This window comes from Paenibacillus sp. IITD108 (genome assembly GCF_036541265.1).
Lineage (GTDB): Bacteria > Bacillota > Bacilli > Paenibacillales > Paenibacillaceae > Pristimantibacillus.
This window is the reverse complement of record NZ_JAZHCT010000016.1, coordinates 14,030-37,492: the sequence shown is the minus strand read 5'-3', so window position 1 is coordinate 37,492 and position 23,463 is coordinate 14,030. Positions and strand designations below refer to the sequence as shown.

The window sequence follows — 23,463 nt, the reverse complement described above, 5'->3', positions numbered from 1 at the left end:
TTAAATACCTAGCCCTTGTTCAATAAAAAGCTGCCTATATTCTCGTACATAGGAGAAGCTTTCATATGTGTTCTCATTAAAATAAAGCGATCTGCAGTCCAGCTCAATTGGGAAGGAACCGTCTGCAGCATTTCTGCTGGAAACGGATCCTGACTATTGTAATTGCGGGCAATCGTAATATGCGGAACGTAGGCGCGTTTCTCCGCTTCGAAGCCGAGCCTGCTTGTTGCTTGTGTAACTGCACGCTGCAGGCTGCGCAAACGCTCTACCTCTCCAGCTACATCGGACCAGAGCACACGAGGCGACTTTGGCAATCCGAAGAAGCCCGCTGCATCTAATTTTAAGGAAAAAGAATCTGCTTTAATCTCCGCTAAACTATTTTTCAGGTGTTCAACCTGCTCTATGACAGTATCACCTAAAAACTGCAAGGTAATATGATAGTCTGATGGATGCGTCCATTTGCGAAAAGCTATTTTCGATTTATGTAATTGTGCCCAGTTACCAAGCTCCTCCGTTACTTTTGCCGACACAGGCACCGCTACAAATAAACGCATAGACTGCTCCGCTGTGCTCATTGTTCTCCTCCCCCCATTCATTAATTAATTTTTTTCAAAGGCTTTTTAGCTGGTCCGTCAAGCACCTCGCCTTCAAATGAAAATCTTGAGCCATGGCAAGGACAGTCCCAAGTGCGTTCGCCGCTATTCCATTCCACCTCGCAGCCCATATGCGTACAAGTCGTGTCCACAATATGCATCTGGCCATCTTGATCGCGATAAGCGCCTGCTCTTTTTCCATTAACGGCTACTACAGCACCTTCATCGTTGCTTAAATGCTCCGGATATCTGTTAAGCGATTCGAGCTTGCCGCCAACCAGGTGCTTGGCTACATCAGCATTTGTTTTAATAAATTGTTTTATCGTAGGGTCGGCATAAAATCTTGATGGCGTAAACAGCTGCTCATAAGGGCTTTCTTGGCCCATAACGAGCTTCTCCAGCAATAATGCCGCTGCTGTGCCAGTCGTCATCCCCCATTTTTTATACCCGGTCGCTACATAAATATTAGGTGCATCCGAATCGGTCTGTCCGATGAAAGGCAGTTTGTCCAGCGTAACGAGATCCTGAGCGGACCAGCGATACAAAATTTCCTGGGCGCTAAGCGTTTGCTCGGCAAAGGCCTGCAGCGCTTCATAGTGCTTAATCGTGCAAATACCTTGCCCTGTTTTATGGTTTTCCCCGCCAACGATAACCATCTCCTCGCCATTGACCGTAACGGTGCGCAGCGATCTGGTCGGTTCTTCTGCACTTATATACATCCCTTTAGGAAAGGCATGCAAAGGCTTAATGCACAGCGCGTAAGATCTCTCCTGATACATTCTTGCAAAATAAAAACTGCCCCCGTCATGAAACGGATAGTGCGAGCAGGATAAAACATGCTTTGCAGCAATTTTATGGCCATCCCTTGTTACGACGGCTGCTTGATCGCCTTTATCAACAGTAACAGCAGTTGTGTTCTCGTATATTTGAACACCCTGTTTTACAGCCAAATCTGTTAAAGCAGTTAAATATTTAATCGGATTAAATTGCGCTTGATCATTCATCACGATAGCTGCTATCGTCGGGAATGGCAATGGCGCTTGCGGCAGCATGGCACTTGGAAGCTCCAATTGCTGATACGCTTGAAATTCTTTGGACAGCTTGGCCAAAGATTCATCAGAATTCGTATAGATATACGCATCCTCCGTCTTAAGGTCGCAGGGAATGGCATGCGCTTTTACCGTTTGCTTAATAAATTTGAGAGCTTCATCATTTGCTTGATAATAAAGCTTTGTTTTTTCTAGTCCGATATGAGCAATCAGCTCATCGTAGATCAACCCATGCTGTGCGGTAATTTTGGCCGTTGTATGCCCAGTTGTTCCCGTTAAAATTTGCCCTGCTTCAATGAGCGCAATGTTAAGGCCATGCTTGGAGAGCAAATACGCTGTGGTAATGCCTGTTATACCTGCTCCGACAATGGCTACATCCACTTCAATATTTTGTTCTAACTTTGGATAGCTTGGTATGCTTGTCGAGGTAAGCCAATAAGATTCTGGAAATTTAGGGAGTTCCATGGCATAGTTCCTTTCCTGTGTGACACTTTTTTTGCATAGTATGTCCATTGCTAATAAATAGTAATCGGTGAAACCTTTTCTTCCTTTCCCTCGTTAGTTTCACTAGCGACTTTGCTAAAACATAAAGGGAGATTGATTTACAACATGAAGAAAAGAATTATTGCACTGTTAACCGCTACTATGATCGTAGGGGGGTTATTAAGCGCATGCTCCAGCTCATCAAATCCAAATCCAGCTGCATCCAGCGATGTACAAGCGAGCCCTGAATCTAGTCCTAGCCTTGACCCTAGCGCAAGTGCAGAACCGAGTCCCAGCCCAACGGCAGAACCAAACAATACTCCTGAGACAAATGAATCAACAGCTCCAAGTTTAGCGCCAAGCCCAACGGCAAAGCCTAGCAAGGAGCCTGCTGCCAGCCAAAAACCTGCAACTCCGGATCAATCGCCGAAGCCGACCAAGGCGCCTGCTGCCAGCAAAGCACCTGCTCCTACAAAAAAACCAACGGCTACTGAGGCACCTAAGCCGACAAAACAGCCTGAAGCTACTAAAAAACCTGCCCCAACCAAAGCGCCAGAACCTACTAAGAAACCGGAACCTACTAAAAAGCCCGAGCCAAGCCAAGCGCCAGCTCTTAGTTCCGCAGATATAGTCAAAAGCATGCTAGAGGAAGTGGAACAACCCCATCTCTCGGAACTAACCAGCGAGCAAATTAAGGATTACTACGGCATAGATCCTGCAATTCTTGAAGATTTCTCTGTTCGTATACCACTCATAAATATTAAGACAAATGAAATTGCTGTTTTTAAAGTGAAAAAGGATTCGGATATTGATGAGGTTAAGAATGGAATGAAGTCGCGTGCTGAGGCGGTTCAAAAACAATTCGAGCATTACCTTCCGGATCAGTATGAGAACGCTAAAAACTATAAAATTGTAACCAAAGGAAACTATGTGCTGTTCCTGATCTCAGAAAGCGCTGATGATTTGGAGAAAGCTTTCCACAATAGCTTTAAGTAAGGAAGCGGCTGCGCTGTCCTTTGCTTTAACGAAAAAGGCGCGTTTACCGATAAAATGTAAGAACAGTAAGAATTAATTTCATTCTCAAAAAAGTAGAGGGCTTTACGTCTTTATCTAAACATCTTGACTTTCTATGGGCTGTCAGTTGGTCGCTTACGATCCTCGGGTAGCTCTTTTTTTATTTAGTATTCCTCTCCTATTTCGAACAAAATCAAATATAATAGTAATAATCAATTTTATTCAAAATGAGGTGCTCATCATCGACGGCTTAACTATATTATCCTTTCTGGGTGTCGCGATTATGCTTACTATTATGCCTGGTCCAGACAATATGTTTGTTCTTGCGCAGAGCATAGCGCAAAATCGCAAGGCAGGCCTAGCGACAACCTTCGGACTTTGCACAGGGCTGCTCGGTCACATTACAGCCGCGACGGTAGGCATTTCCGCTGTCATCTACCAGTCTGCGTTAGCTTTCTCTATCGTCAAATACGCCGGAGCCGCTTATTTGCTGTTTTTGGCGTACAAGTCGTTTAAGGAAAAGTCCTTCGATCCATCCTTAAAAAGCAGCGGTATGCAAAACTACACCTCTTTATACAAAAAAGGCGTTATTATGAGCCTCTTGAATCCGAAGCTCTCTTTATTTTTTCTGGCGCTGCTGCCGCAGTTTGTTAATTACCAGCACAATGTTACGGTGCAAATGCTCGTGCTTGGCTTCATCTTTTTGATCGAGTCCTTGATCTTCTTGGTTGCTGTCAGCATTTTTGCTGAAAAAGTAGGACATCTGCTGCGCAAAAGCACGTTTATATCAAGCAAAATGAATATGATTCAAGGCTCCCTGTTCGCTCTTATCGGGCTAAAGGTAGCTTTTAGCGAGAAGTAACAATTCTTGTTCGCTTAATGGCCGGCTTAACAAATAACCTTGAATATATTCACATTCCCATTGCCGCAGCTGATGCAGCTGCTCAAAGGATTCAACACCCTCTGCGATTACAATTAGACCCAGTTTTCTTGCAAGTGTGATTACCCACTCTGTAATAATTTTGCAGCGTGAGTCATGCATCATATTTATTACAAAACTGCGGTCTATTTTTATTGTGGAAAGCGGAAGCTTCTGCAGCTGCAAAAGGGAGTTATTTTCTACCCCGAAGTCGTCCAAAGCTATTTTGATTCCTTGGAGAGCCAGCGTCCGCAACGTATCTGTTCCATTGTTTATACAAGCTATATTGGTGCTTTCCGTTAATTCCAGCTCCAAGTATTGGGGAGCTATCGATGTTTGGTGCAACACGTTCATCACATTTTCGAAAAAAAATGGATTGTTTAGTTGAATAGCTGAAATATTCACGGAAATAATGGAGTTGGGCAAATGACTTTTTTGAATCTGTCGAATCTTTTCACAAGCCTGATGCATAACCCACATGCCGATTGAATCAATCAAACCCGTCTCTTCTGCAATAGGGATGAACCTGAGTGGTGATATAGAACCAAGCTCCGGATGATGCCATCTAAGCAAAGCCTCGAAGCCTCTAATATTCCCAGATGGGAACTCAAATTGCGGTTGATAATGAAGCGAAAGCTGACGCTTTTCCAATGCATATTCCAATTCATCTGCGATCCTGCTCGTTTCTTCCGAACACTGCTCCTTTAACACACTATTCCGCCTCCGCACATTTACTCTATTAAAGTCATAATAGGAAAAAGTTATTAAAAAAGTTAACGAATAGGTTTGAGAAAAGTATAAACAAAAAACATCACTTCGCATGGAAATGATGTTTTTGCCGCTCTTCTATATTCTGGAGACAAACTTATAACCTACTCCCCAGACTGTTCTAATATATTTCGGTTCCTTGGGATTAATCTCGATTTTTTTACGCAAGTTGGCAATATGTACGTCAATCGTTCTGTCTGTAACAAATGAATCATACCCCCTTAACTCGTTAAGGAGCTCTTCTCTGCTAAATACTTTCTCTTCATTTGTAATAAATAATCGCATAATTTCAAACTCAGAAAAAGTCGTTTCGATATAAACATTGTTTAAATAAATTAATCTTCTATCTAAATCAAGCATAACGGCATCGCTTTTACTAACCAGCTCGGTTAAATTTTCTTCCTCTGCTTCATCAACTTTCGGATACTTATAAGTTCGTCTAATCAGCACTTCAATTCTGGCTGTTAATTCTCTCATGCTAAAAGGCTTGCACAAGTAATCGTCAGCACCAGCCTTCAAAGCATCCACCCGTTCCGACACTTCTGTTTTCATGGATACAATAAGAATCGGGGTTGTAGAAAAGCTTCGAATCTCTTTACATATTTCGAGCCCGCTTTTATCCGGCAGAACCATGTCTAGAAGAATGACATCAGGTGAAAATTGTTTAGACAATTCGATCCCTTTTTGACCGTTTTCTGCTGTCTGCACATTAAATCCTTCTTCTGATAAATACATGGCCAACATTTCGCCCATGATCTGGTCGTCCTCAATAATTAATATTTTGTACACCGGTCCCCCCCTTTTCTTCTGAAAAGACAGTGTTACTTTATACCTACATGGTGAAAACTTATACTTTCTTATATTTTTAAAACTTTCTTCATACTTTTTTCATACATACAACGTATTTTAACAAATAAATCGCTAATTGTATTCAGTTTGAAGCTGAAATTCAGAAAAATGTTAAGACAATATCAGTTTTGTACAGTTCTACGTATTAAAGTTAAGACATTTTCTAAATGCTGCTCTAATTCCTTCATATCCTTCGTATATTCTTGATACTCATTCGCATATAAAGATTGATTAAGCTTTTCCTCAAACTGTTTTGAAGCAATAAACAATCGTTCAGCCGATAGATTTCCAGCAACTCCGCTCAACGTATGCACTAAGCGCTTAGTTGTAGCATAATCGCCTTTACTCAGCGTTTCCCGGAGCTTGTCTCCAAAGCCTGCATATTCCCACTCAAATTTTTTAAGCATATGCTCATAAATCCGCATCTTTCCATTTAACCGTTCCATAACTTTGGGTACATCCAAATAGGGCAGAGGAATGTACTTTCCCAGCAAATAAGACATTTCTTCAAAATCGATTGGCTTCGTAAGTACGTCATTCATCCCCGCTTGATAACATTTGTCATGCTCTTCTTTAATGACACTCGCGGTAATTGCCACAATAGGCAAGCTATCGTACCGTTTATCTTGCCGAACAATCAAAGTAGCCTCGCATCCATCCATATCAGGCATATGCACATCCATCAGAATTAAATCCCAGCTTGTACTATCCAGCTTTTCCAAAACCTCATGCCCATTTTTAGCGACAGTAACCGAATATCCCTGGTCTTGTAATAGCTCAACCGCCACCTGTTGATTAATTTCATGATCCTCTGCAAGCAAAATGCTTCCTTTATAGCCGCTTATACTGTTATCCATCTTGAACGCATCCAAGCTTGAGAGAGAGGATAACTCCCGCCTTTGCTCAAGAGTTGACTGGAGAGCCTTAAACAAATTTAATCGATTAATAGGTTTAATCAAAGCCGCATTAGGCTTGGCCGTCTCTTCAATCGTCGCTAATTCATCCCTGCCGTATTCGGACGTCATTGCAATCGTTATACTATTGCTCTTTCGCGCGAGTTCCTGCAGCCGGCTTAAGGTTTCTACTCCATACATATCATCAGCTTCCATATCGAGCAAAATAAAACTAAACCCGCCCTCAACGGACTGTTGCTCTAACAAATGAATGGCCTCCTGCCAATTAGGAACGATTGTCGTTGATAATAGAAAGGATTCCAACATTTTAGCAAGATTTTCTCGCATCCTGTCATGGTTTTCGATAACAAGAGCAGTCAGGCTGCCGTTTTCCAGATGCAGTCTGAAACTACTTTCATACTTTTTTGACATTGTTTCGAATGGCAGCGTAAATGAAAACAAACTGCCTTTACCTAGTTCACTGGATGCTTCCAGCTTGCCGCCCATCATCTTAATTAAATTTTGTGAAATAACAAGTCCAAGCCCTGTTCCCCCGTATCTTCTGCTAGTTGAGCCATCTGCTTGTGAAAAAGGTTCAAATAGATTGCGCATCTGCTCTGCCGACATCCCAATTCCTGTATCCTCTACGACAAACCTGATTATGAGCTTATGCTCCAACTGCTCCTCTACCTTCAAACTCAGCGAAACGAACCCTTGCTCCGTAAACTTTATTGAATTGCTGCATAGATTCAACAGCACCTGCTCCAGACGATGCGGGTCTCCTATTAATTGCTCCGGGATTTCCTGTCCTGTATCTATAATAATCTCTAACTGCTTTGTTCCAAGATAGATGCCCAGCATATTAGATAAATCCTGTAAAAGCTCATCGGGGCGGAACGGCACCTTTTCTATTTCCAGCTTGCCCGCTTCAACCTTGGAGAAATCCAATATTTCATTAATGATTCGCAACAGCAAACGTGAGGACGACATAATCTTTGTCAAATAATCTTGCTGAACACCCGTCATCCTGGTTTTCTTCATCAATTCCGATAATCCCATAATGCCATTCATAGGCGTTCGTATTTCATGACTCATTCTGGCAAGAAAATGAGTTTTCGCCTGATTCGCTTCTTCTGCCTCTTCCTTAGCGTGCAACAGCTCTGTTTGCGCTCTTTTTTGCTCTCGCAGCATGTATCGCAATAACAAATACAATAAACTGACAAGAAAGCAAATAGATATCCCATATATAATAATAGTTAACTGCTTCATATCATCTAATTGCTGCAGTGCTTCGCGAGTAGGCAATGCAGCAGCAACCGACCAATTTGAGTCAATTATAGGGGCATATCCAATATATTCTTTATGTCCATTGACAGTTGCAACTTGCAATCCCATCTCACCAGCTACCATATGTTTGCCTATATCTCCTATGTCGCCGGACTGCTCCATAAGCGTTTCTTTCCCGATTAACTCATCCCTGGGGTGATACAAAATGGTGCCTTTTCTCGATAACAAAATAGGATAGCCCGTCTCGCCAATCGGATAAGATTTCATAAACTTGGGAATATCGTCCAGCAGTATATCAGCGGCAATAAAGCCAAGTAAAACATCGTTTTCAACAATTTTAAAAATACCGCTAGTTACGAGCTTTCCAGTTAAATAATCTTTATAGGGTTCAGTAAAAAAAACATCATCTGAACTTATAGCCTCTTTATACCAGGGACGATCTTGCATATTCCACTCTTTCGTTGCTGTCACATTTTCATTTCCGATAAAAAAATTGCCTGTTTGGCTGCCGATCCAAACGAGCCCCAGCGTATTATCCAATGCTTTTACCGCATCAAGCTCAGCTGCAGCTTCTTTATAATAAGGGTTAGAGAAAGCCTCGTCTCCTGATTGCACTGCTTTTAAATAATTAATAATCGCTTGGCTGGTGCTCAGCTGCCTGACCATTGTGCCTTTTTGAATAAAAAAAGCATTCATCAAATTGGCCAAAGCTTTACTTTGCAGTGTCAGCTTATTCTCTACCTCAGCTTTTATTAGCTTGCTGGATTGAGAAAACACAATATAACCCGTTAGAAAAAAGGAAATAGCAATTGTAAAAAGAATTAAAAGAGTTAATTTCTTGGCGTAACCTTCGTCAAATTTTTTCATAGCTCCCCCTTTTTCTACCTATTAATTTTCCATAAACATACTATACTACGTGAAGAATGTCTTCTCTATTTTTAAAAAAATAAAAAGAAGCCTCTCCTTGATGGATGCGTCAGGCAGCCATTTCTGGAGGGCTTCTTTTATGTTATTTAAGTGTGACGTGGACCGCATTTTTGTCTTGATCAAACGTTACCTTTGCTCCAAGCCCTTCGACGATGGAACGGATTGGCGCATACTTTTTGCCGTTAACATTTAACACCTTATAAACGAAACTACTTTGTACGAAAATTTCATTCTCATCCCTCTTTTGGAAGATATTGTTTCAAACATCTTACTATGTTAATAGATAAATTTCAATTACTATTACTTTACGTTACGACGAATTTATTTTGCTATCTCCATTGCTCATTGACATTGTTGTTGAAACAATTGAGCCCTACTACTCGTCAATGAGCTAGGAGGGTGATATTATGAAAAAATTAATATGCATACTGGCAGTTGCTGTGCTTTTGCTCGCAGCATGCGGCAATGAAACGAAGCAAAACCCAAATGATCAAGATCTTATAGAAATGCAGACTCAAGCCCCTAATTCTAATGAAGATGATAAGCCTACGCCTACAGAGGAGCCTGACTTTCCTGAAGTTAAAAAGCCTTATACGCCTGAACTAGCAGCGCAAAACGGCGATGTCGTAAATGTTCATGGTAAATATACGAATGCTGAGAGATGGACTGAGTTTACGAATAACGTAAAGTTGGAGGTAAAAGATAAGGTCCGCGTCACGCAATATACGATTGAGGGAGATCCTATTTTGTACGAATTGACCTACAACGGGGAAACCATTAAATTTGTTTATGATAACTCTATGGATAACTTCGGTGTTGATTCCAAAAGACCGCAGGCGAGCTGCAAGGGAATCGAAGTCAAGAAGCATGAAAATGGCAAGGAATATTATGCTTTGACGGAGTGTGATAATGAGAAAGGTGAATATTTCTGGTTGGAAAAAGAGTAGACCCTCCGGGAAGATGAACCTTAAGAGGCCAACTGCTAGACTTTAGTCTGCTATAGTTGGCCTTACCATTGTACCTTTATTTTGAACTGTTGGAAGCTAAATGCTTTTGTACATCTAGTTTCTTCATTTTACCAAAATAAAAGAATCTACATGTATTTCCTCAGGCCGTTGAAAAAGCTAACGGAACTGAGGAGAGTGTAAATTCATTGTGGGCAACTATTTATAAGCAATGAGAAAGGGGAAACGGAGAGCAAGAATGGGAATGGAGAAGCGGTAGCGTCCGCCTTTGTAGGCTAATTTTATCCTTTACAGGGGTTATTTCATCAAAAAATTAGACTACAACAGCGGTCGGAATCCCAATCTTGATCGCAGAGGTTCCCTTTTCTATTGCGTGTTGCAGCTATCCACAATGAATCGACAGTCTCCTGAGACACGCTTTTGTACGTAAATCAGTTATTTTGTACTCAACCTTATTTTGCTAACATTCCGATTCATAAGATGCCGAACCACATGCTGGAATATTTTTTTTCGCAGTGGGCTCAAATTCTGATTGTGCTTGGCGAAAAAATCATCTGCGCTATCATAAAGTCCCAAATCACGCACAATGCCTTCTTTTTGTACATAGGTATCATTTTCGTTCCAATAAATATCCGGGTTTTGAAAATTGTCGGTAGCAACACCATAACCGCAGAACGAGCCCTGGCAATCATCGAATTTCTCCTGCAGCTTTGTCAAATAAGGAACATCCAATATAAACCCTTCGAGATTATACCACTTGTTCTCATAGAATACCTCTACCCAGCTATGAACGATTTCATTAGGCGAAAGCTCATAATACCAGCTTTTCATTGCGCCTTTTTGCAGCTTTTTATCAATCGTAAAACCATGCATGCGGCAAGGCACCCCAACAGCTCTTAGCAGCGCCATAAAAAGAACGCCCTTTGTATTGCATTGACCGTAGCCATCCATCAAAACCTCTGAAGCCGGTATATCATCAGCTCTATTATATCCGAACAATATTTCATCTCTAACGTAATTATAAATGTTTAATATTTGATCCTTGGGAGCTTGACGGCCCCACTGTTTTTTATTTACTAATTGTTGAATTTCAGGATGAGTAAAGTTAAGCAACGCTGTTTCTTTCGTATATTGTTTCATAGCAGCACCTCCTGCCTTTACTATACGATTATAGCAAGCAGGAAACTTTCAAAAAGCTGCTATCTTTTCTAATATCCTTAGCTGCCATGCCAAGCAATCGCTTGCTCGTAGCAGCCAGATGGGAAGGACTGTCAAAGCCTGCAGCTAAGGCCGCATCTGTAATGCTTTGACCATTAAAAATCAAATAAATCGCCTTCTGCAGCTTATGCAGAACGATATAGCCGCTTAGGGATATGCCCGTATTTTGCTTGAATAAATGCGACAGCCTGCTGCTGGATAAATGGACTTGGCTTGCATATGAATCCACAGAATGCTCATGTTCATTGCAGTTTTTCAGATGATCGATAAATTGGGCGATTCTTGGATCAATCGTCTCTGGCTGCAAATACTTGGTGCCAAGCTGATCTAAGAACTGTACTAAAAAATGATGATAGCTGTCGCTGTCCTCAATGTTCAAATAGTGACTCTGGACAAATAATGCAGTGTTTTCTAGCCTGTCTTTTGGAAACTGATAATAATTACTGCCATTAATCAACTTCTTAAAGCTTCGTGCCAAATTAGAGGTGCTGTCTATTAATAACAGCAGTAAAGGCTGACCGTCCCCGTTCAGGCGATGATTGACATGAGAATCAATGACTATACCGGCGCAGCGCACTGTATTCCCTTCTATTTCCATTTCGAAATCAGACTGAAGGGACAGGGTCACCTGTAGAAAAGAATGCTGATGAACTTCGGCATCAATCGTATCCGATAAAATTAAAAGGTGATGGTCCGCCCCGTATAAATGCATCAATTGTAAGCACTCCTTATCGTTGTCTTGTCATTACTGCCTCCTAGAACGAACTGTATAATTTCATCATTAATAATTTCAGGCTGCTCATGATTTATGCCATGCCCGGCATTTGCAATCACTTTATAGTAATATGGGCCGTCATCGAGTGTATGTATAAGATCATTTTTCCGGTTTAAGTGATGCTCGGCTATTAAAAAATAAAGCTTCTCTCTGACAGCGATACCGCGGCTTCGGTCATACTTTTCTATTTTATGGGCAAACATCGCTTGTTGGTTATGGCTTTTCATAAGCGTAATAAGATGCTCTTCGATGATAGGGTATTTGGCAAACAGATCAGTGTGAGGCGAGCTAAGCTTTCTAAGCACTTTAGATAAATTACGATGTGTGGGAATTAGTATTTCTGGAAACATAATCATTAAGGTGTTAAACATCGCTTTTAACGGATTTGTAACCATACCGCCTTCTAGACATACCACTTTATGGACTCTATCTGGATTGACGGCAGCATAGTTATACGCCATATATGCTCCATTGGACACGCCGGCCATATTGATTTTTTTAATGTTAAAATGATCAAGAATTTCATTAATCCATTCTACCTGGTTAAAAGAGTGCTTGGTGTAATTTTCATTAGGCACACTTTTTCCCGGTCCGCCGATCGTATCAACGGCAATGCAATAAAAATGCGTGGATAATTCCTTTATGTTCAATACCCACATAACGGCTGCATTATCTCCAACACCATGAAACAAAAGGAGCGGCGGATTTTCCGGCTTGCCACAAGTTATGCAATGCGTAAAACCATACTTCGTATCGACAGTATGCTCTTGATATTGTACCTCCCACCTGTCCATCAATTGATTATATGAGCTTATAACCTGTTGTTTAGCCTTATCGTTTTTGTATATTTTCACCATAGCCGTCTCCTCTCAAGCCAGTTTGCATTACTCGCTAATCCTTTCTCATAAAACGTAAAACGACCTCTGCTGATGGAAATGGAAGCTTACTGGTTGTTTGTATTTTGGAAATTGCTAAGCCCTGTATAAAAGAAAAGTAGGTCAAAGCCAGCAGCATCGGATCATCCTCTTTGATCTCTCCCGCTTGTTGGCCTTGTATGATTAAAGGGATTAAGTATTCGAACGGTTTTCCCATCTTTTCTTTAGCTATTCGATTGGCTTCCTCCGGTATCGCTTCAGATGTAGTGGTTTGAAGTAAAATCAGTCTCCAATGCTGCATCGCTATACTGTCTGGAGATAAAAATGCTTCCGTCAGACAAGTTATCTTTTCGAGCGGTGTTCCTGGCATCTCCGAAGCATCACGAACCGCCTGCCACGCTCCTTCCGATGCAAGCTCGACAATTTTGGTGAAAATTTCATCTTTAGATTTAAAATAGGTATACACATAACCTTGGCTGAAGCCTGCGCTTGCAGCAATGTCTTTTATTTTCGTGCCTACGAATCCTTTTTTAGAAAAAACCTCAATAGCATGCAAAATAATTTGTCTGACAGCACCATCGGGAACTAGCGCCTCGAAGCCTTCTTCGAATTTTGTTTGCAGCTCTTTGCTTTGCGAAGTCATGTATTTCACCTCGAATTTGAATGAACGTTCATTCAAATAATATCATGTCAATTGTTTAGCTTCAACTGATTTCTTTGTTGCAAGTAAAAACACCCTTTTCTTAATATTACTGTCTTCTTCTACGTTTTTCTAAATTAGGACAATAAAAGAGGAGCTATGTTAACCATAACCCCTCTTGCAAAAAATAAACTAGAAGCTCCGCAGTTCTTCCGAAGTTTCCTTTAAAATATCACTCTTTTCATCCATTTGATTAGCAAGCTTTAAGCATTCTTCTTTTTGTTCTTTGGTGAGCTCACCAAAATACTGCTATTTCTTCCTCCTACGCACCTTTAGCAGCTTGCCTTTAACAGTCGTATTCTTCATTAATTCAAGTACAAGCGAGCCTCTACCATTCAAAATCTCAACATCTGTAACATGGTCCAGTATCGTAATAATACCGATATCGTCTGCCGTTACCCCTTCTAGCTTGGCTATTGTTCCAACAAAGTCTACAGCTCGAAGCTTTTTCTTCTTTCCGCCATTGAAATTAAGCTTCATGATTTGCTTATTCAGCTGCTCACGTTTATCCTTCGTCACATCAGGACCAGCTTTTATTTTCCGTTCAAACGCTTCTCGACGAAGGCTTACAGCTACCTCCGAGGGAGCCTTTACTCTACTTATAGAAAATCCAATATACGTTTCAATATCGGCTAGTCGTCTTCCATCATTAGGAGTGATGAAGGTTATTGCTTTACCACTCTTGCCAGCTCGTCCTGTACGTCCTGTTCGATGAACATAGCTTTCCTTCTCAAGTGGAATATCATAGTTTATAACATGAGTAATGTTTGTAATATCAATTCCTCGCGCTGCCACGTCTGTAGCAATTAAGTAACGGAATTGCCCTCCCCTGAAGGCATTCATTACTCCGAAACGTTCTTCCTGCTCCATACCGCCATGAATACGATCACAAGGATAATCAAGCTCAATCATATTTTTAAATAGAAGATCCACATGCTCCTGTGTACGGCAAAAAATAATACAGCTATCTGGGTTCTCAACAATAAGCAGATCTTGCAGAAGCGTCAATTTTTCTGATTCCTTCACTTCAATCAGTGAATGCTCAATGGTGGTCGTCGTCAATCCGCTTGCCTTTATTTCAATATTAACAGGATGATCCATATACTGGCTTGACAGCTTCGCCACATCCTCTGGAAATGTAGCCGAAAATAACATCGTAACCCTGTCACTAGGCAGCGCCTGAATAATCGACTGTACTTGTTCAATAAAGCCCATATTCAGCATTTCATCCGCTTCATCTATAACTAAGTAAGCAATACGCTCCAGAGACAACGAGCCGCGTTCAATATGGTCGAATACTCGACCAGGTGTTCCAACTCTTCTCTAGTGCAACTGGAATCACCTTTGTCTGAACCTCTGTTGGCGTTTCGTAGCCGAGGCTACTTAGCGCTTTAATTATCTCTTCACTTATTCGATAATCTGCAAACTGCATCTGATCCATTATTACCCTCATTTACGTTATTTTCGCTCATCCCACATATCGACCTAGGCCGAACATTATTGAGTATAGCATCTATTATGTGACTGTCGATTAATTGTGAATAGTGCAACAAGCAATGGAAAAAGACGAAGCTGCGAACAAGATTGGACTTACGACCACTGTTGTATGTCAATTTTCTCTAACCAAATTATCAGTTAAAATTGCCATACAAAGGCGGCCACTACCGTTTCTCCAGTTCCAATCTTGCTCTCCACTTCTCCTTCCTTTACTTTATCTAAAGTTGGCCACAATTAATCGACACTCTCATTATACTCGTTATTGATTTTTATTATAGAAATTTCGCTACACATTATGAAGCATTATTAGTCATTATTTACGAATGAAGGCTACCTATGCATACTTACTCCTATCTAGCAACATGTCGCTTCTTCTTTATTTAGCGTATAATAGGATGTTCTGTACGTTAATAAAAAGGATGTGACGATACTGAACATGAATAAATTAGAACCATTATATATATACACTTACGGGTATCGTGTAGAGGAAACCGGGCTATGTCAGCTAGAGATGCGAATGTTTTTCGGCAAAGATACGAATGGTAAAATTTTAATGAGTCCTGTAGCCGTCCAGCCTGACCGCAGCCCTTTTATGAGAGAACGATTGGAAGTCATGTATGAAGGTGAAAATCTCGAAGAAATATTAACGCAGGTTAAACAGATACAATTAAACGAAAAAACCTTTAAGATTATTTTTGTAAAAACAAATGATTTAGCACCCGAGGAAGAACTAGACTTCGAAGAGCAGCGCAGCATTGAACGGGCACTCGGGGAATACATCGAGGCTGAAGCCAGTATGCGCCAGCCCGATTTCTTATTTGGCATCATAACTATAGGTGGTCGCTGGTATTTCGGCAACTATATTAGTAGTAAAGCCATTTGGTTAAACCATATGAAAAAGCCAAGAAACTACTCCATTGCTCTGAGTACGCGTGTAGCGCGGGCTGTCGCCAATATTGCTGTCCCTGAACCTACAGGAGTGAACGCAATTGATCCCTGCTGCGGCATCGGGACGGTACTAGTCGAAGCGCTCTCCATGGGGATAAATATAGTTGGACGAGATATCAATCATTTCGTTGTTCGAGGTACGAGGGAAAACTTAGTTCATTTCAACCTGCAAGCCGATGTAGTATGCGGCGATATTTCTGAGGTGACTGAGCATTACGATACAACTATTATAGATATGCCCTATAATCACTTCTCGCACACAACACCTGAGGCACAGCTTTCCTTGCTGCGGCATACTCGCCGAATTGCAGACAAAGCCGTTATTGTAACTGTTGGCGAGATCGATGATTTAATTAAGATTGCTGGTTTGACAATTCAAGATCGCTGTACTACTAGAAAGGGCAATTTTGTTAGACAAATTATTGTTTGTACTTAGCTCTAAACTCTAATAATATGACAAACAAGCTAACTATTGTTAACTATTAGAGTCAGCTTGTTTTAAAGAACAAATACCACTAGAAGCCTACGAAGAAGATTACACGTATGTCTGCAGCTTATGACCGATTTTGTGAGAATAAAATTTTTCGTTACCCCACATAGGATACTATTAACATAATGTGAGATTGTTAAATCTCTTGTTTCTTTATTAGAGTTATCAATGACTTGGCAACTTCTTTTCCCAATTCACGAGCTGCTAATCTGCCGCCTTCTTTACCATTCAAGTAAATAGAAGATTCTCTTATCGATCCGCAATCCAAAAATACAGTTGGAATGGACAAATGTTCATAGTTGACGTTATCAACTAGATTTGTTGCAGAAATCAGTCCTACTACATTATTTTGTACAAAAGTTTGTATATAATTTAGTTCTTTTTCCAGCTTCTCGTCACAATTACCAAAAAGCAAATAAAACCCCTCATTCTGAAGCTCATCCTCTACGCCGCGAGCCAACTCAGGAAAAAATGAGTTCGTAATGTCCGGCAATAGCAAGCCTATTAAACGCGACTCTTTCCTATATAAAGAACGCGCCACTTCATTTTGAATAAACTTCAGTTTTTTAATAGCATCTTCTACTTTTTTTCTAGTATCCTTTTGGACATATCCTCTGTCATTTAATACGCGGGAAACTGTTGCTACAGATACACCAGCTAGCGCTGCTACTTGTCTAATTGTCGGCAATGCAATAATTTCCTTTCTTAGCTTCTCTCTTCGCCGCTCCCGGCACTCTCCGCAATCTTAGTAAACAAATCCTTGAAGATCGGGTCACGCGTAATAAAGTAAGCACAGCGGATGAAATGTCGGTTCGTATCCTTACTCCAGCGCAGGTCGTCGGATAGCACTGGACTGTGAACGACCGAGCTCCAGCACCAGTGCGGGTTGTTGAGCCATGCTATGACGGATATATCCCAAATGACGCGCGAATAGGCAAAATGGTCTTTGGCGCAGTTTTTATAGGTTTCATACAAATAATCGCCGATCGCGCCTTTGCCCTTCACATAATCTCTCAGCTCCGAAAGATTGGTATGCAGATGCGTTGCCACGCCGACGCATGGTACAAGAATTAGCGGCACTCCGCAATCCAGCAGCAAACGCGACGAATGAATATCCTGCATGAGGTTGAATTCTCTTGTATCCGGCCATTCCAGGGCGTTGCCGCCCAGCCATACAACTACAATTCGTTCAATAATAGCCGGCTCCATCAAAATAGCCGAAGCCACATTCGTAATTGCGCCGATGCCAACGACATATAGCGGGTCGGAAGGCTCGGAAGCCATAGCGCGCTCTACCAGGTTCCGGGCTGCTTCGCTTTCAACCGGACGATTCGCCTCCGTCATAAAGCTTTCTGATCCGCGATACACTGGAATATCCTCACTGCCCAAGATTTTTCTGATTTTGAGTATTTCCTGATAGCTTTTTTCCATACCATCTGCCGGTCCTTCGGACAGCTCATTATAGAAAGGAGCTGCATAAAAAGCTTCTACCTCCATCTGATTAGAGGATAAGATCGCATAGGTTACTGCAAACTGATCATCTATTTCGTTAAAGGTATCTGTGTCCAATACCATTCTTATTTTTTTGCCGGGATGCGTTAATTTACGCATCATTTCATCTGCTGGAATCACTGGAAAGCTTGGTTGCATCGTTGTCACTCCCGTTTATCTTCTATTGCCTTATCTGTTTTTTTTAGATCTATTTCATATCGTTATATCCCTAGCTGTAAGCCACCTCATCATACCAGGGCAGTTCTTTAAATTTAGCGGCTTTGCGGTAAAACTCGGCAGCTTTTTCTCCCCTCAAACCATTAAGCAAACAGAGGGCAAGCGCTCCAGAAAGCCCGATTATATTTTCATTAGCTGCAAGCTCGATTCGTTCTACGGCAAACTTGTTTGCTGCTGTTTGGATATCATTGCTTTCTCTCTCATCATCCTGTTTATAATGGATTACAATATCGGCAAAGCAGTTCGTTAAACTAGCGGCACAGTTAAAAGTGTTATCCATTCCATTTAGTTGCAAAAATACTGTCAATGCACTACGCTCTTTTGCATAACGAATAGCTGTTTCACGTTGTTCCAACGGCAAATCATCCGATAAAAATAATATGTCGCCAGGCATCAGTTGATGATACAGCCGTTGCAGACGCCGGGTATGAAGCTCTCCCTCTGTCCACCAATCTCGAATAAACACATGGTTGTCTTCGAGCTTTCGCTTGGTCTTCTCGTCCAAAATGCCAATATAGTTTATATCCACTTTCATTCTGGCCGCGGCAATAGCAATATCCTCCGCTTGCAGAACATAAATTCTCGACATCAGCTGTCGCCCTCCTTTCGGACGCTGCTCAGCTCCGTATGATAGATGCGATATGTCCAGAGAAAATGAGTCGGATGCAGCTTCGACACGGTAACAGCCGTTGATAGCGCAGTTCCCGGCATCCGCCAGCCGTATTCATTTTTAATGAGTCCGGCGTTATGGTTGCGCGGGAAGCCGGTATCTTTTTCGCTGTAATTGTAAAGCACCTGCCAGCCGCCCTCATTGCGCTCAAATTTTTCTCTCGGTATAACTATCAGTTGCACATAGGATGAAATAAATCCTGGCACCCGATCCTTGTCAAACGGTGTTCCTTCCCGGGTCAAGTAGTAGCAATCCGTTTGGCGATCCCAGAGAATCGACGGATTAAAGATAGACACGTTAGGGTCCGGATTATATCCTTCACTATTTGTTTGCTGATTTATGTCACTACTGATTTGCTCATCCGCTTGATCATTTAACGTTGCATTCCATACACCACCCTCATGCATCAGCACTTCTTCTCCGATGATGGGATTGTCGGCGTTTGAGAAATCGAGATCGCGCCAGAAGGTTTTCGTAATATGCATTCTGCGTTCGTATTCATGAATGGATTTGGTGTATAGCATACGAAACTTCCCTTTGCCATCAAGCGATAAAATGCAGGGCTGCCCCGCTCCCCAGTGGAACACTTCCTCATAAGCAACAATAGGGTTGGCATCGTATTTGATATACGGTCCTTCAATCTGTTTGGCGAAGGCTATGCCAATTTGGTTGTGGTAGCTGTAATGAATGTCGCAGCCGAGAAAAACCATCACCCAGCTATAGGTCTCTCCCTTGTAGTGGAAATCCCCTTTAATGACATCGGGATCGCATACATGAATGCAGTCCCAGCCGAGTCGCGATGGCTCCAGTACGCGGAATTTCTCGCCAAATTCCCATAAACCTTCCTTTAGCTTTCCTTTGCGCGCATAGATGTCGTCTATGACCAGTCCTGGCTGAGTATTGGCACAATAAAAAACGTACATCGTTTCCTCATCCGTACAGACGGGAGCAGGACAATAGTTATAGATAAGATCAGCATCACTAAACATTTCATAGTTTTTTTCTGCCACAGGCATATTTGTTGCCTCCCTTCTTTATGGCTGTTTTACTGCACGCTTACCCTTTCAAAGAACCGACCATAAAGCCCGTTACAAAGTATCTTTGCAGAAACGGATAAACGCATAGGATCGGTACGGTGCTGATCATAATAGCCGCCATACGGATTGTTTGCACGCTGATGCTTTTTTTCACTTGCGGCGGAATATATTGACTGTTGGAGATAACGTCCGCCTCTCGGATCATTTTCATCAGAAACAGCTGCAGCGGCATTAAGTCTTTATTGGTCGTAAAGATCATGGCGTCGAAGAAGGAGTTCCAGTGGTACACCGCATTCCATAACGCCACTGTTGCCAGAACGGGTACGGAGAGCGGAATGAACATGGACCAAAAGATACGGAACTCCCCTGCCCCATCTACTGTAGCAGATTCATGCAGCTCCTCTGGTATTTCTCGGAAGAACGAGTTGAAAATAATCATGTTGAATACAGAGAATAGCGATGGAATGATATATACCCAAAAGGAGTTGATTAAATAGATGTTTTTGAGTACTAAAAAATACGGAATAAGACCGCCGTTAAAAAACAAAGTAAACAAATGCAGCCAGTAGTATGGGCCGCGTCCGATCAAGTTTTTACGTGACATCGCGTAAGATACCATCGCTGTAAAGAGGATGCTCGTTACAGTTCCGATGACGGTACGCAGCACGCTGATTTTCATACCTGTAAAAAGGCGCTCATCCTGCAACACCACGCTGTAATTGGACAGGCTGAACTCTCTTGGGAACAGGTAGATGCCTCCGCGCATATAGTCGTTGCCTTCATTAAAGGAACCAACTAACACGAAGTAAATCGGATAGATCGTTATTAGACAAAAAATGGCCAGCAATGTGTAGTTTACGATGTTGAACCAGTCTAGCCGCTTAGCAACCATTTTTCTTCCTCCTATCAGAATATCCCTCTGCCCGCTACTCGTTTACTGATTAAGTGACCAGTCACAAGCAGTATAAGAGCAACTGCGGATTTGAACAGGCCGACTGCCGTTGTATAGGAGTAACGCATTTGTGTAATTCCCATTTTGTAGACGAATGTATCAATAACTTCGCTTCGCTCCAGATTGAGCGGGTTTTGGAATACCCAAATATGGTCAAAGGATGAATTAAGCAAATTACTGACGGATAGCAGGAAAAAGACAATAATCGTACCGGATATGGACGGAATTGTAATATGCCATATGCGGCGGAAACGTCCCGCCCCGTCTATCGTAGCGGCTTCATAAAGAGTAGGATCAATCGATGTGATTGCCGCCAAATAAATGATCGAGCCCCAGCCAAGCCCTTTTATAAGTGATGTAATAATGATAAGTCCCCAGAACGCTCCAGCTTCTCCCAGGAAAGAGACAGGCTCGTCGATGATGCCCAATTTCATTAATAACGGCACGACCATGCCTGATTCAACCGAGAGCATATTAATGACGATACCGCCGAACACAATCCATGAGATAAAATGCGGGAAATACGTAATCGATTGCACGAACCGCTTGTAGCGTTTGTTGGCAATTTCATTAATGAGAATGGCGAATATAATTGGCGCCGGAAAGTTAATAACCAGTTGAAGCAGGTTCAAACCAATCGTGTTGAATAAAATATCTCGGAATTGATAGTCATTAATAAATTCTTTGAAGTAAGCCCAGCCAACCCAAGGCGCTTCCGACAGGCTTTTCATCAAATTGACGGAATAATCTGCCTTTTTAAAAGCGATGACGATTCCGAACATCGGCAAATAGCAAAATACCAGTATAAAGACGATGCCGCATAATGCCATTAGCTGGATTTCCCATTGCTTCAGCAGACGCGACGGCAGGCTTGGTTTACGCGGCACTCCTGTTGTTTGCTGCACAACGTGCGCCTCCTTCCCCTCTTCAGGATACAAGCAGCCCGTGTGATTGACCTGCAACCGCACGGGCTGTTAAATTTTTGTCAGTTAGTTGTTATACAAAGGCCATGAATGCTTGATGCCCAGCGCATCCTTTGCATTTTGGAACAGCTCGTTGCTGTATTTATCCAGCTCTTGTCTGCCCATTTCGTCGAGCTTCTTCAATGTTTCATCAAAGATGCTGCGAGCTTTATCCTCAGAATCAGCCATAATCATGCGCGGCAACTCTCTGCCCCAATAAAGGGAGATGCGGTTGCTCGCCTCTTGCATTTTGTCGCGGTCCGGATGATCTGGGATGACTTTGCCGATTCTTGCGCTTGTGTCATAGCTATAATCAACAAGCGGCTTTTTCATATTTTCTTCTGACAAGTAGATATCAACCGGCTTCTCCGGTTTCGGGAATAGATCCTTCACAGAGTACCAATCCATTAGCAGGTTAAAGCCCATGCCCCATTGCTTATCCGAGCCATCCTGCTTTGTCGTGGCATCCATATACTGCTCCGTCCAGGAAATTGTACCGTCCTCATTGTACGTGTAAGTTTCGCCTTCCCAGCCGAAATGCACCAAATGCTGGCCTTCTTTACTGTTCAAAAACTGCAGCAGTTTAATAATCCGGTCATGTGCTTTGGAGTCTTTGCCTACCATTGTGACCAGCCAGCCAAAGCCGCGAATGTCGGTCAATACAGGATCATCGCCTTCATAGTTGCGCAGTACAAATGTTTCATAAGCTGCTTTCTCGTCATTGTTGAACAAGGTGCGCATCGAATCGGTAAAGTCCTGAGGTGCAGTCAAGCTTGCAAATACACGTCCGCTCGCAATTTTTTCATTTACCTGATCGCGCTTATCTGTAAAGTTGTCTTTGGAGATCAAGCCTCTTCTGTACGCATCATTAAGGAAACGAATCGTATCCCAATATTTTTCATCATAGAGTCGGTTGGCAAATTGTCCATCTGCTGTTTCATATGGAATCGCAAAATATTCTTGCAGCCAATCCAGCGAGCTGTTGCCGTTTGCTGTAAACTCATAGAGCTGTAGCGGAATGATTGGCTTCCCATCGTAAGACTTCACTTCATTTTTAACATGCTCAAGCGCATCCAAAAACTTGTCTGCTGTCGATATGTCCGGGCGCCCGAGCTGTTCATAAATATCAGTACGCAGCGTAAAACCGCTGTTTGGAACTAATTTCTCGCCCGGTTTCATGGCATGGCTGGAGTATGCATAGTTCGGCAAAACGTACGTTTTGCCATCCGACTCTTTGTACCAGTTAAAAATATCCTCATAAGGCTCAAAATCCGGCGCATACTTCTCAATCAGTTCGTTCATCGAAATGAGGTAGCCGCCTTTTACAAGGCTGGATTTGTAATCAAGCCATGATTCGACTGTAATCAAATCCGGTACTGCGCCCGTCGCTATCATTGCCGACATTTGCTCCGAACCGTCTCCGGCAGGTGTAATGAAATTAATATTCAAGCCAAAACGGTCGCGGATCAATTGTGAAAACTTGTCCTTGCCGTAGTCGCCGCTATATTTCCACCAAGATAAGTTCACATACCAATCAATATCGATTACTTCTTGTTTTGGCGTCTCGCTTGTCTCACCATTGGGCGATGCGCTCCCTGTTTGACCATTTGTGTTGCCTTTGCCGGAACATGCTGACAGAATAGACATTGCAGCAAGCAGCATAACTAAAATTGTAGCTGTCCACTTTCTGTACTTCATTCCTTTACCCCCTGTTGGTGCGATGCACCTGCATTTTTTTGTTCGGGCCAGAACTATGCCTTTATTGTATAAGTGTGCAGGCGCTAATATCTACTTCGATATGATGACCTTATTTGCTGTCCTTTGTTTACTTAGATACCATTCAACTGCAAATTCGTATCTTTTC

The 23,463-nt window shown here is 42.2% G+C and carries 20 protein-coding genes and 2 pseudogenes; 4 read left to right on the top strand and 18 right to left on the bottom strand.

From position 1 onward, the window contains the following. Positions 1-8 precede the first annotated feature (8 nt). On the bottom strand, positions 9-575 hold the full coding sequence (gene thpR / locus V1L65_RS15250; RefSeq protein WP_331700048.1) for an RNA 2',3'-cyclic phosphodiesterase: 567 nt from the start codon (positions 573-575) through the stop codon (positions 9-11). A gap of 20 nt (positions 576-595) precedes the next feature. Beyond that, entirely contained in the window at positions 596-2,107 is a 1,512-nt protein-coding gene (locus tag V1L65_RS15245; protein ID WP_331700047.1) for an FAD-dependent oxidoreductase, read from the bottom strand. A 144-nt stretch (positions 2,108-2,251) separates the two neighbouring features. On the opposite strand from V1L65_RS15245, the gene V1L65_RS15240 reads away from it, so the two are divergent. Together V1L65_RS15240 and V1L65_RS15235 are read left to right on the top strand one after the other, a co-directional pair. Next, the gene (locus V1L65_RS15240) at positions 2,252-3,121 is read left to right on the top strand and encodes a DUF4358 domain-containing protein (protein ID WP_331700046.1); all 870 of its coding nucleotides are present in this window, start codon (positions 2,252-2,254) and stop codon (positions 3,119-3,121) included. Positions 3,122-3,380: 259 nt separating this feature from the next. Continuing rightward, the gene (locus V1L65_RS15235) at positions 3,381-4,001 is read left to right on the top strand and encodes a LysE family translocator (protein ID WP_331700137.1); all 621 of its coding nucleotides are present in this window, start codon (positions 3,381-3,383) and stop codon (positions 3,999-4,001) included. Here V1L65_RS15235 and V1L65_RS15230 read toward each other — a convergent pair. The 4 genes from V1L65_RS15230 to V1L65_RS15215 all read right to left on the bottom strand — a co-directional run bounded on the left by V1L65_RS15230 (position 3,975) and on the right by V1L65_RS15215 (position 8,978). After that, complete coding sequence (locus V1L65_RS15230) at positions 3,975-4,769, bottom strand: putative bifunctional diguanylate cyclase/phosphodiesterase (protein ID WP_331700045.1); 795 nt, start codon at positions 4,767-4,769, stop codon at positions 3,975-3,977. The two genes, V1L65_RS15235 and V1L65_RS15230, sit on opposite strands and share 27 nt — an antisense overlap. A 135-nt stretch (positions 4,770-4,904) precedes the next feature. After that, positions 4,905-5,615, bottom strand: coding sequence for a response regulator transcription factor (locus V1L65_RS15225; protein ID WP_331700044.1), 711 nt, complete (start codon positions 5,613-5,615; stop codon positions 4,905-4,907). A gap of 182 nt (positions 5,616-5,797) precedes the next feature. Next, the gene (locus V1L65_RS15220) at positions 5,798-8,722 is read right to left on the bottom strand and encodes a response regulator (protein ID WP_331700043.1); all 2,925 of its coding nucleotides are present in this window, start codon (positions 8,720-8,722) and stop codon (positions 5,798-5,800) included. Positions 8,723-8,864: 142 nt separating this feature from the next. After that, a complete protein-coding gene (locus V1L65_RS15215; protein WP_331700042.1) occupies positions 8,865-8,978 on the bottom strand; it encodes a stalk domain-containing protein in 114 nt (37 codons plus the stop codon). A gap of 211 nt (positions 8,979-9,189) precedes the next feature. Between V1L65_RS15215 and V1L65_RS15210 the strand changes: the two genes are divergently transcribed. Then, on the top strand, positions 9,190-9,729 hold the full coding sequence (locus tag V1L65_RS15210; RefSeq protein WP_331700041.1) for a DUF4362 domain-containing protein: 540 nt from the start codon (positions 9,190-9,192) through the stop codon (positions 9,727-9,729). 453 nt (positions 9,730-10,182) lie between these two features. Here the strand turns inward: V1L65_RS15210 and V1L65_RS15205 are convergent, their stop codons facing one another. The 5 genes and pseudogenes from V1L65_RS15205 to V1L65_RS15185 form a co-directional block, all read right to left on the bottom strand. Next, the gene (locus V1L65_RS15205; RefSeq protein ID WP_331700040.1) at positions 10,183-10,887 is read right to left on the bottom strand and encodes a transglutaminase-like domain-containing protein; all 705 of its coding nucleotides are present in this window, start codon (positions 10,885-10,887) and stop codon (positions 10,183-10,185) included. A gap of 28 nt (positions 10,888-10,915) precedes the next feature. Further along, on the bottom strand, positions 10,916-11,677 hold the full coding sequence (locus tag V1L65_RS15200; protein WP_331700136.1) for an AraC family transcriptional regulator: 762 nt from the start codon (positions 11,675-11,677) through the stop codon (positions 10,916-10,918). Beyond that, entirely contained in the window at positions 11,677-12,597 is a 921-nt protein-coding gene (locus tag V1L65_RS15195; protein ID WP_331700039.1) for an alpha/beta fold hydrolase, read from the bottom strand. The genes V1L65_RS15200 and V1L65_RS15195 overlap by 1 nt, the downstream gene beginning before the upstream one ends. Before the next feature lie 34 nt (positions 12,598-12,631). Then, entirely contained in the window at positions 12,632-13,294 is a 663-nt protein-coding gene (locus V1L65_RS15190; protein ID WP_331700038.1) for a TetR/AcrR family transcriptional regulator, read from the bottom strand. A 270-nt stretch (positions 13,295-13,564) separates the two neighbouring features. Beyond that, positions 13,565-14,756 (bottom strand): annotated as a pseudogene (locus tag V1L65_RS15185) (DEAD/DEAH box helicase). A 486-nt stretch (positions 14,757-15,242) separates the two neighbouring features. Between V1L65_RS15185 and V1L65_RS15180 the strand changes: the two are divergent. Further along, on the top strand, positions 15,243-16,196 hold the full coding sequence (locus tag V1L65_RS15180; protein ID WP_331700135.1) for a TRM11 family SAM-dependent methyltransferase: 954 nt from the start codon (positions 15,243-15,245) through the stop codon (positions 16,194-16,196). Positions 16,197-16,401: 205 nt separating this feature from the next. Here the strand turns inward: V1L65_RS15180 and V1L65_RS15175 are convergent. The 7 genes and pseudogenes from V1L65_RS15175 to V1L65_RS15145 form a co-directional block, all read right to left on the bottom strand. After that, a pseudogene (locus V1L65_RS15175) lies at positions 16,402-16,938 on the bottom strand (LacI family DNA-binding transcriptional regulator); the annotation flags it as partial. A 17-nt stretch (positions 16,939-16,955) separates the two neighbouring features. Then, positions 16,956-17,900 (bottom strand): nucleoside hydrolase, encoded by a 945-nt coding sequence (locus V1L65_RS15170; protein ID WP_331700037.1) that lies wholly within the window; start codon positions 17,898-17,900, stop codon positions 16,956-16,958. Between the two features lie 70 nt (positions 17,901-17,970). Next, complete coding sequence (locus tag V1L65_RS15165) at positions 17,971-18,567, bottom strand: hypothetical protein (RefSeq protein WP_331700036.1); 597 nt, start codon at positions 18,565-18,567, stop codon at positions 17,971-17,973. Next, positions 18,567-19,664 carry a hypothetical protein gene (locus tag V1L65_RS15160; RefSeq protein ID WP_331700034.1) on the bottom strand — a complete coding sequence of 366 codons (1,098 nt, stop codon included), beginning with the start codon at positions 19,662-19,664 and terminating at the stop codon, positions 18,567-18,569. Before V1L65_RS15160 ends, V1L65_RS15165 begins: the two co-directional genes overlap by 1 nt. A gap of 40 nt (positions 19,665-19,704) precedes the next feature. Beyond that, positions 19,705-20,577, bottom strand: coding sequence for a carbohydrate ABC transporter permease (locus tag V1L65_RS15155; protein WP_331700033.1), 873 nt, complete (start codon positions 20,575-20,577; stop codon positions 19,705-19,707). A 14-nt stretch (positions 20,578-20,591) separates the two neighbouring features. Beyond that, positions 20,592-21,542 carry an ABC transporter permease gene (locus V1L65_RS15150; RefSeq protein ID WP_331700032.1) on the bottom strand — a complete coding sequence of 317 codons (951 nt, stop codon included), beginning with the start codon at positions 21,540-21,542 and terminating at the stop codon, positions 20,592-20,594. Positions 21,543-21,626: 84 nt separating this feature from the next. Further along, a complete protein-coding gene (locus V1L65_RS15145) occupies positions 21,627-23,297 on the bottom strand; it encodes an extracellular solute-binding protein (protein ID WP_331700031.1) in 1,671 nt (556 codons plus the stop codon). Between the last annotated feature and the right edge of the window lie 166 nt (positions 23,298-23,463).

Coding starts and splice junctions, on each gene's coding strand:
- V1L65_RS15220 (WP_331700043.1), bottom strand. CDS start 8,722: ATGAAAAAATTTGACGAAGGTTACGCCAAGAAATTAACTCTTTTAATT.
- V1L65_RS15210 (WP_331700041.1), top strand. CDS start 9,190: ATGAAAAAATTAATATGCATACTGGCAGTTGCTGTGCTTTTGCTCGCA.
- V1L65_RS15200 (WP_331700136.1), bottom strand. CDS start 11,677: ATGCATTTATACGGGGCGGACCATCACCTTTTAATTTTATCGGATACG.
- V1L65_RS15205 (WP_331700040.1), bottom strand. CDS start 10,887: ATGAAACAATATACGAAAGAAACAGCGTTGCTTAACTTTACTCATCCT.
- V1L65_RS15160 (WP_331700034.1), bottom strand. CDS start 19,664: ATGCCTGTGGCAGAAAAAAACTATGAAATGTTTAGTGATGCTGATCTT.
- V1L65_RS15240 (WP_331700046.1), top strand. CDS start 2,252: ATGAAGAAAAGAATTATTGCACTGTTAACCGCTACTATGATCGTAGGG.
- V1L65_RS15170 (WP_331700037.1), bottom strand. CDS start 17,900: ATGCAACCAAGCTTTCCAGTGATTCCAGCAGATGAAATGATGCGTAAA.
- thpR (WP_331700048.1), bottom strand. CDS start 575: ATGAGCACAGCGGAGCAGTCTATGCGTTTATTTGTAGCGGTGCCTGTG.
- V1L65_RS15155 (WP_331700033.1), bottom strand. CDS start 20,577: ATGGTTGCTAAGCGGCTAGACTGGTTCAACATCGTAAACTACACATTG.
- V1L65_RS15245 (WP_331700047.1), bottom strand. CDS start 2,107: ATGGAACTCCCTAAATTTCCAGAATCTTATTGGCTTACCTCGACAAGC.
- V1L65_RS15195 (WP_331700039.1), bottom strand. CDS start 12,597: ATGGTGAAAATATACAAAAACGATAAGGCTAAACAACAGGTTATAAGC.
- V1L65_RS15165 (WP_331700036.1), bottom strand. CDS start 18,567: ATGTCGAGAATTTATGTTCTGCAAGCGGAGGATATTGCTATTGCCGCG.
- V1L65_RS15145 (WP_331700031.1), bottom strand. CDS start 23,297: ATGAAGTACAGAAAGTGGACAGCTACAATTTTAGTTATGCTGCTTGCT.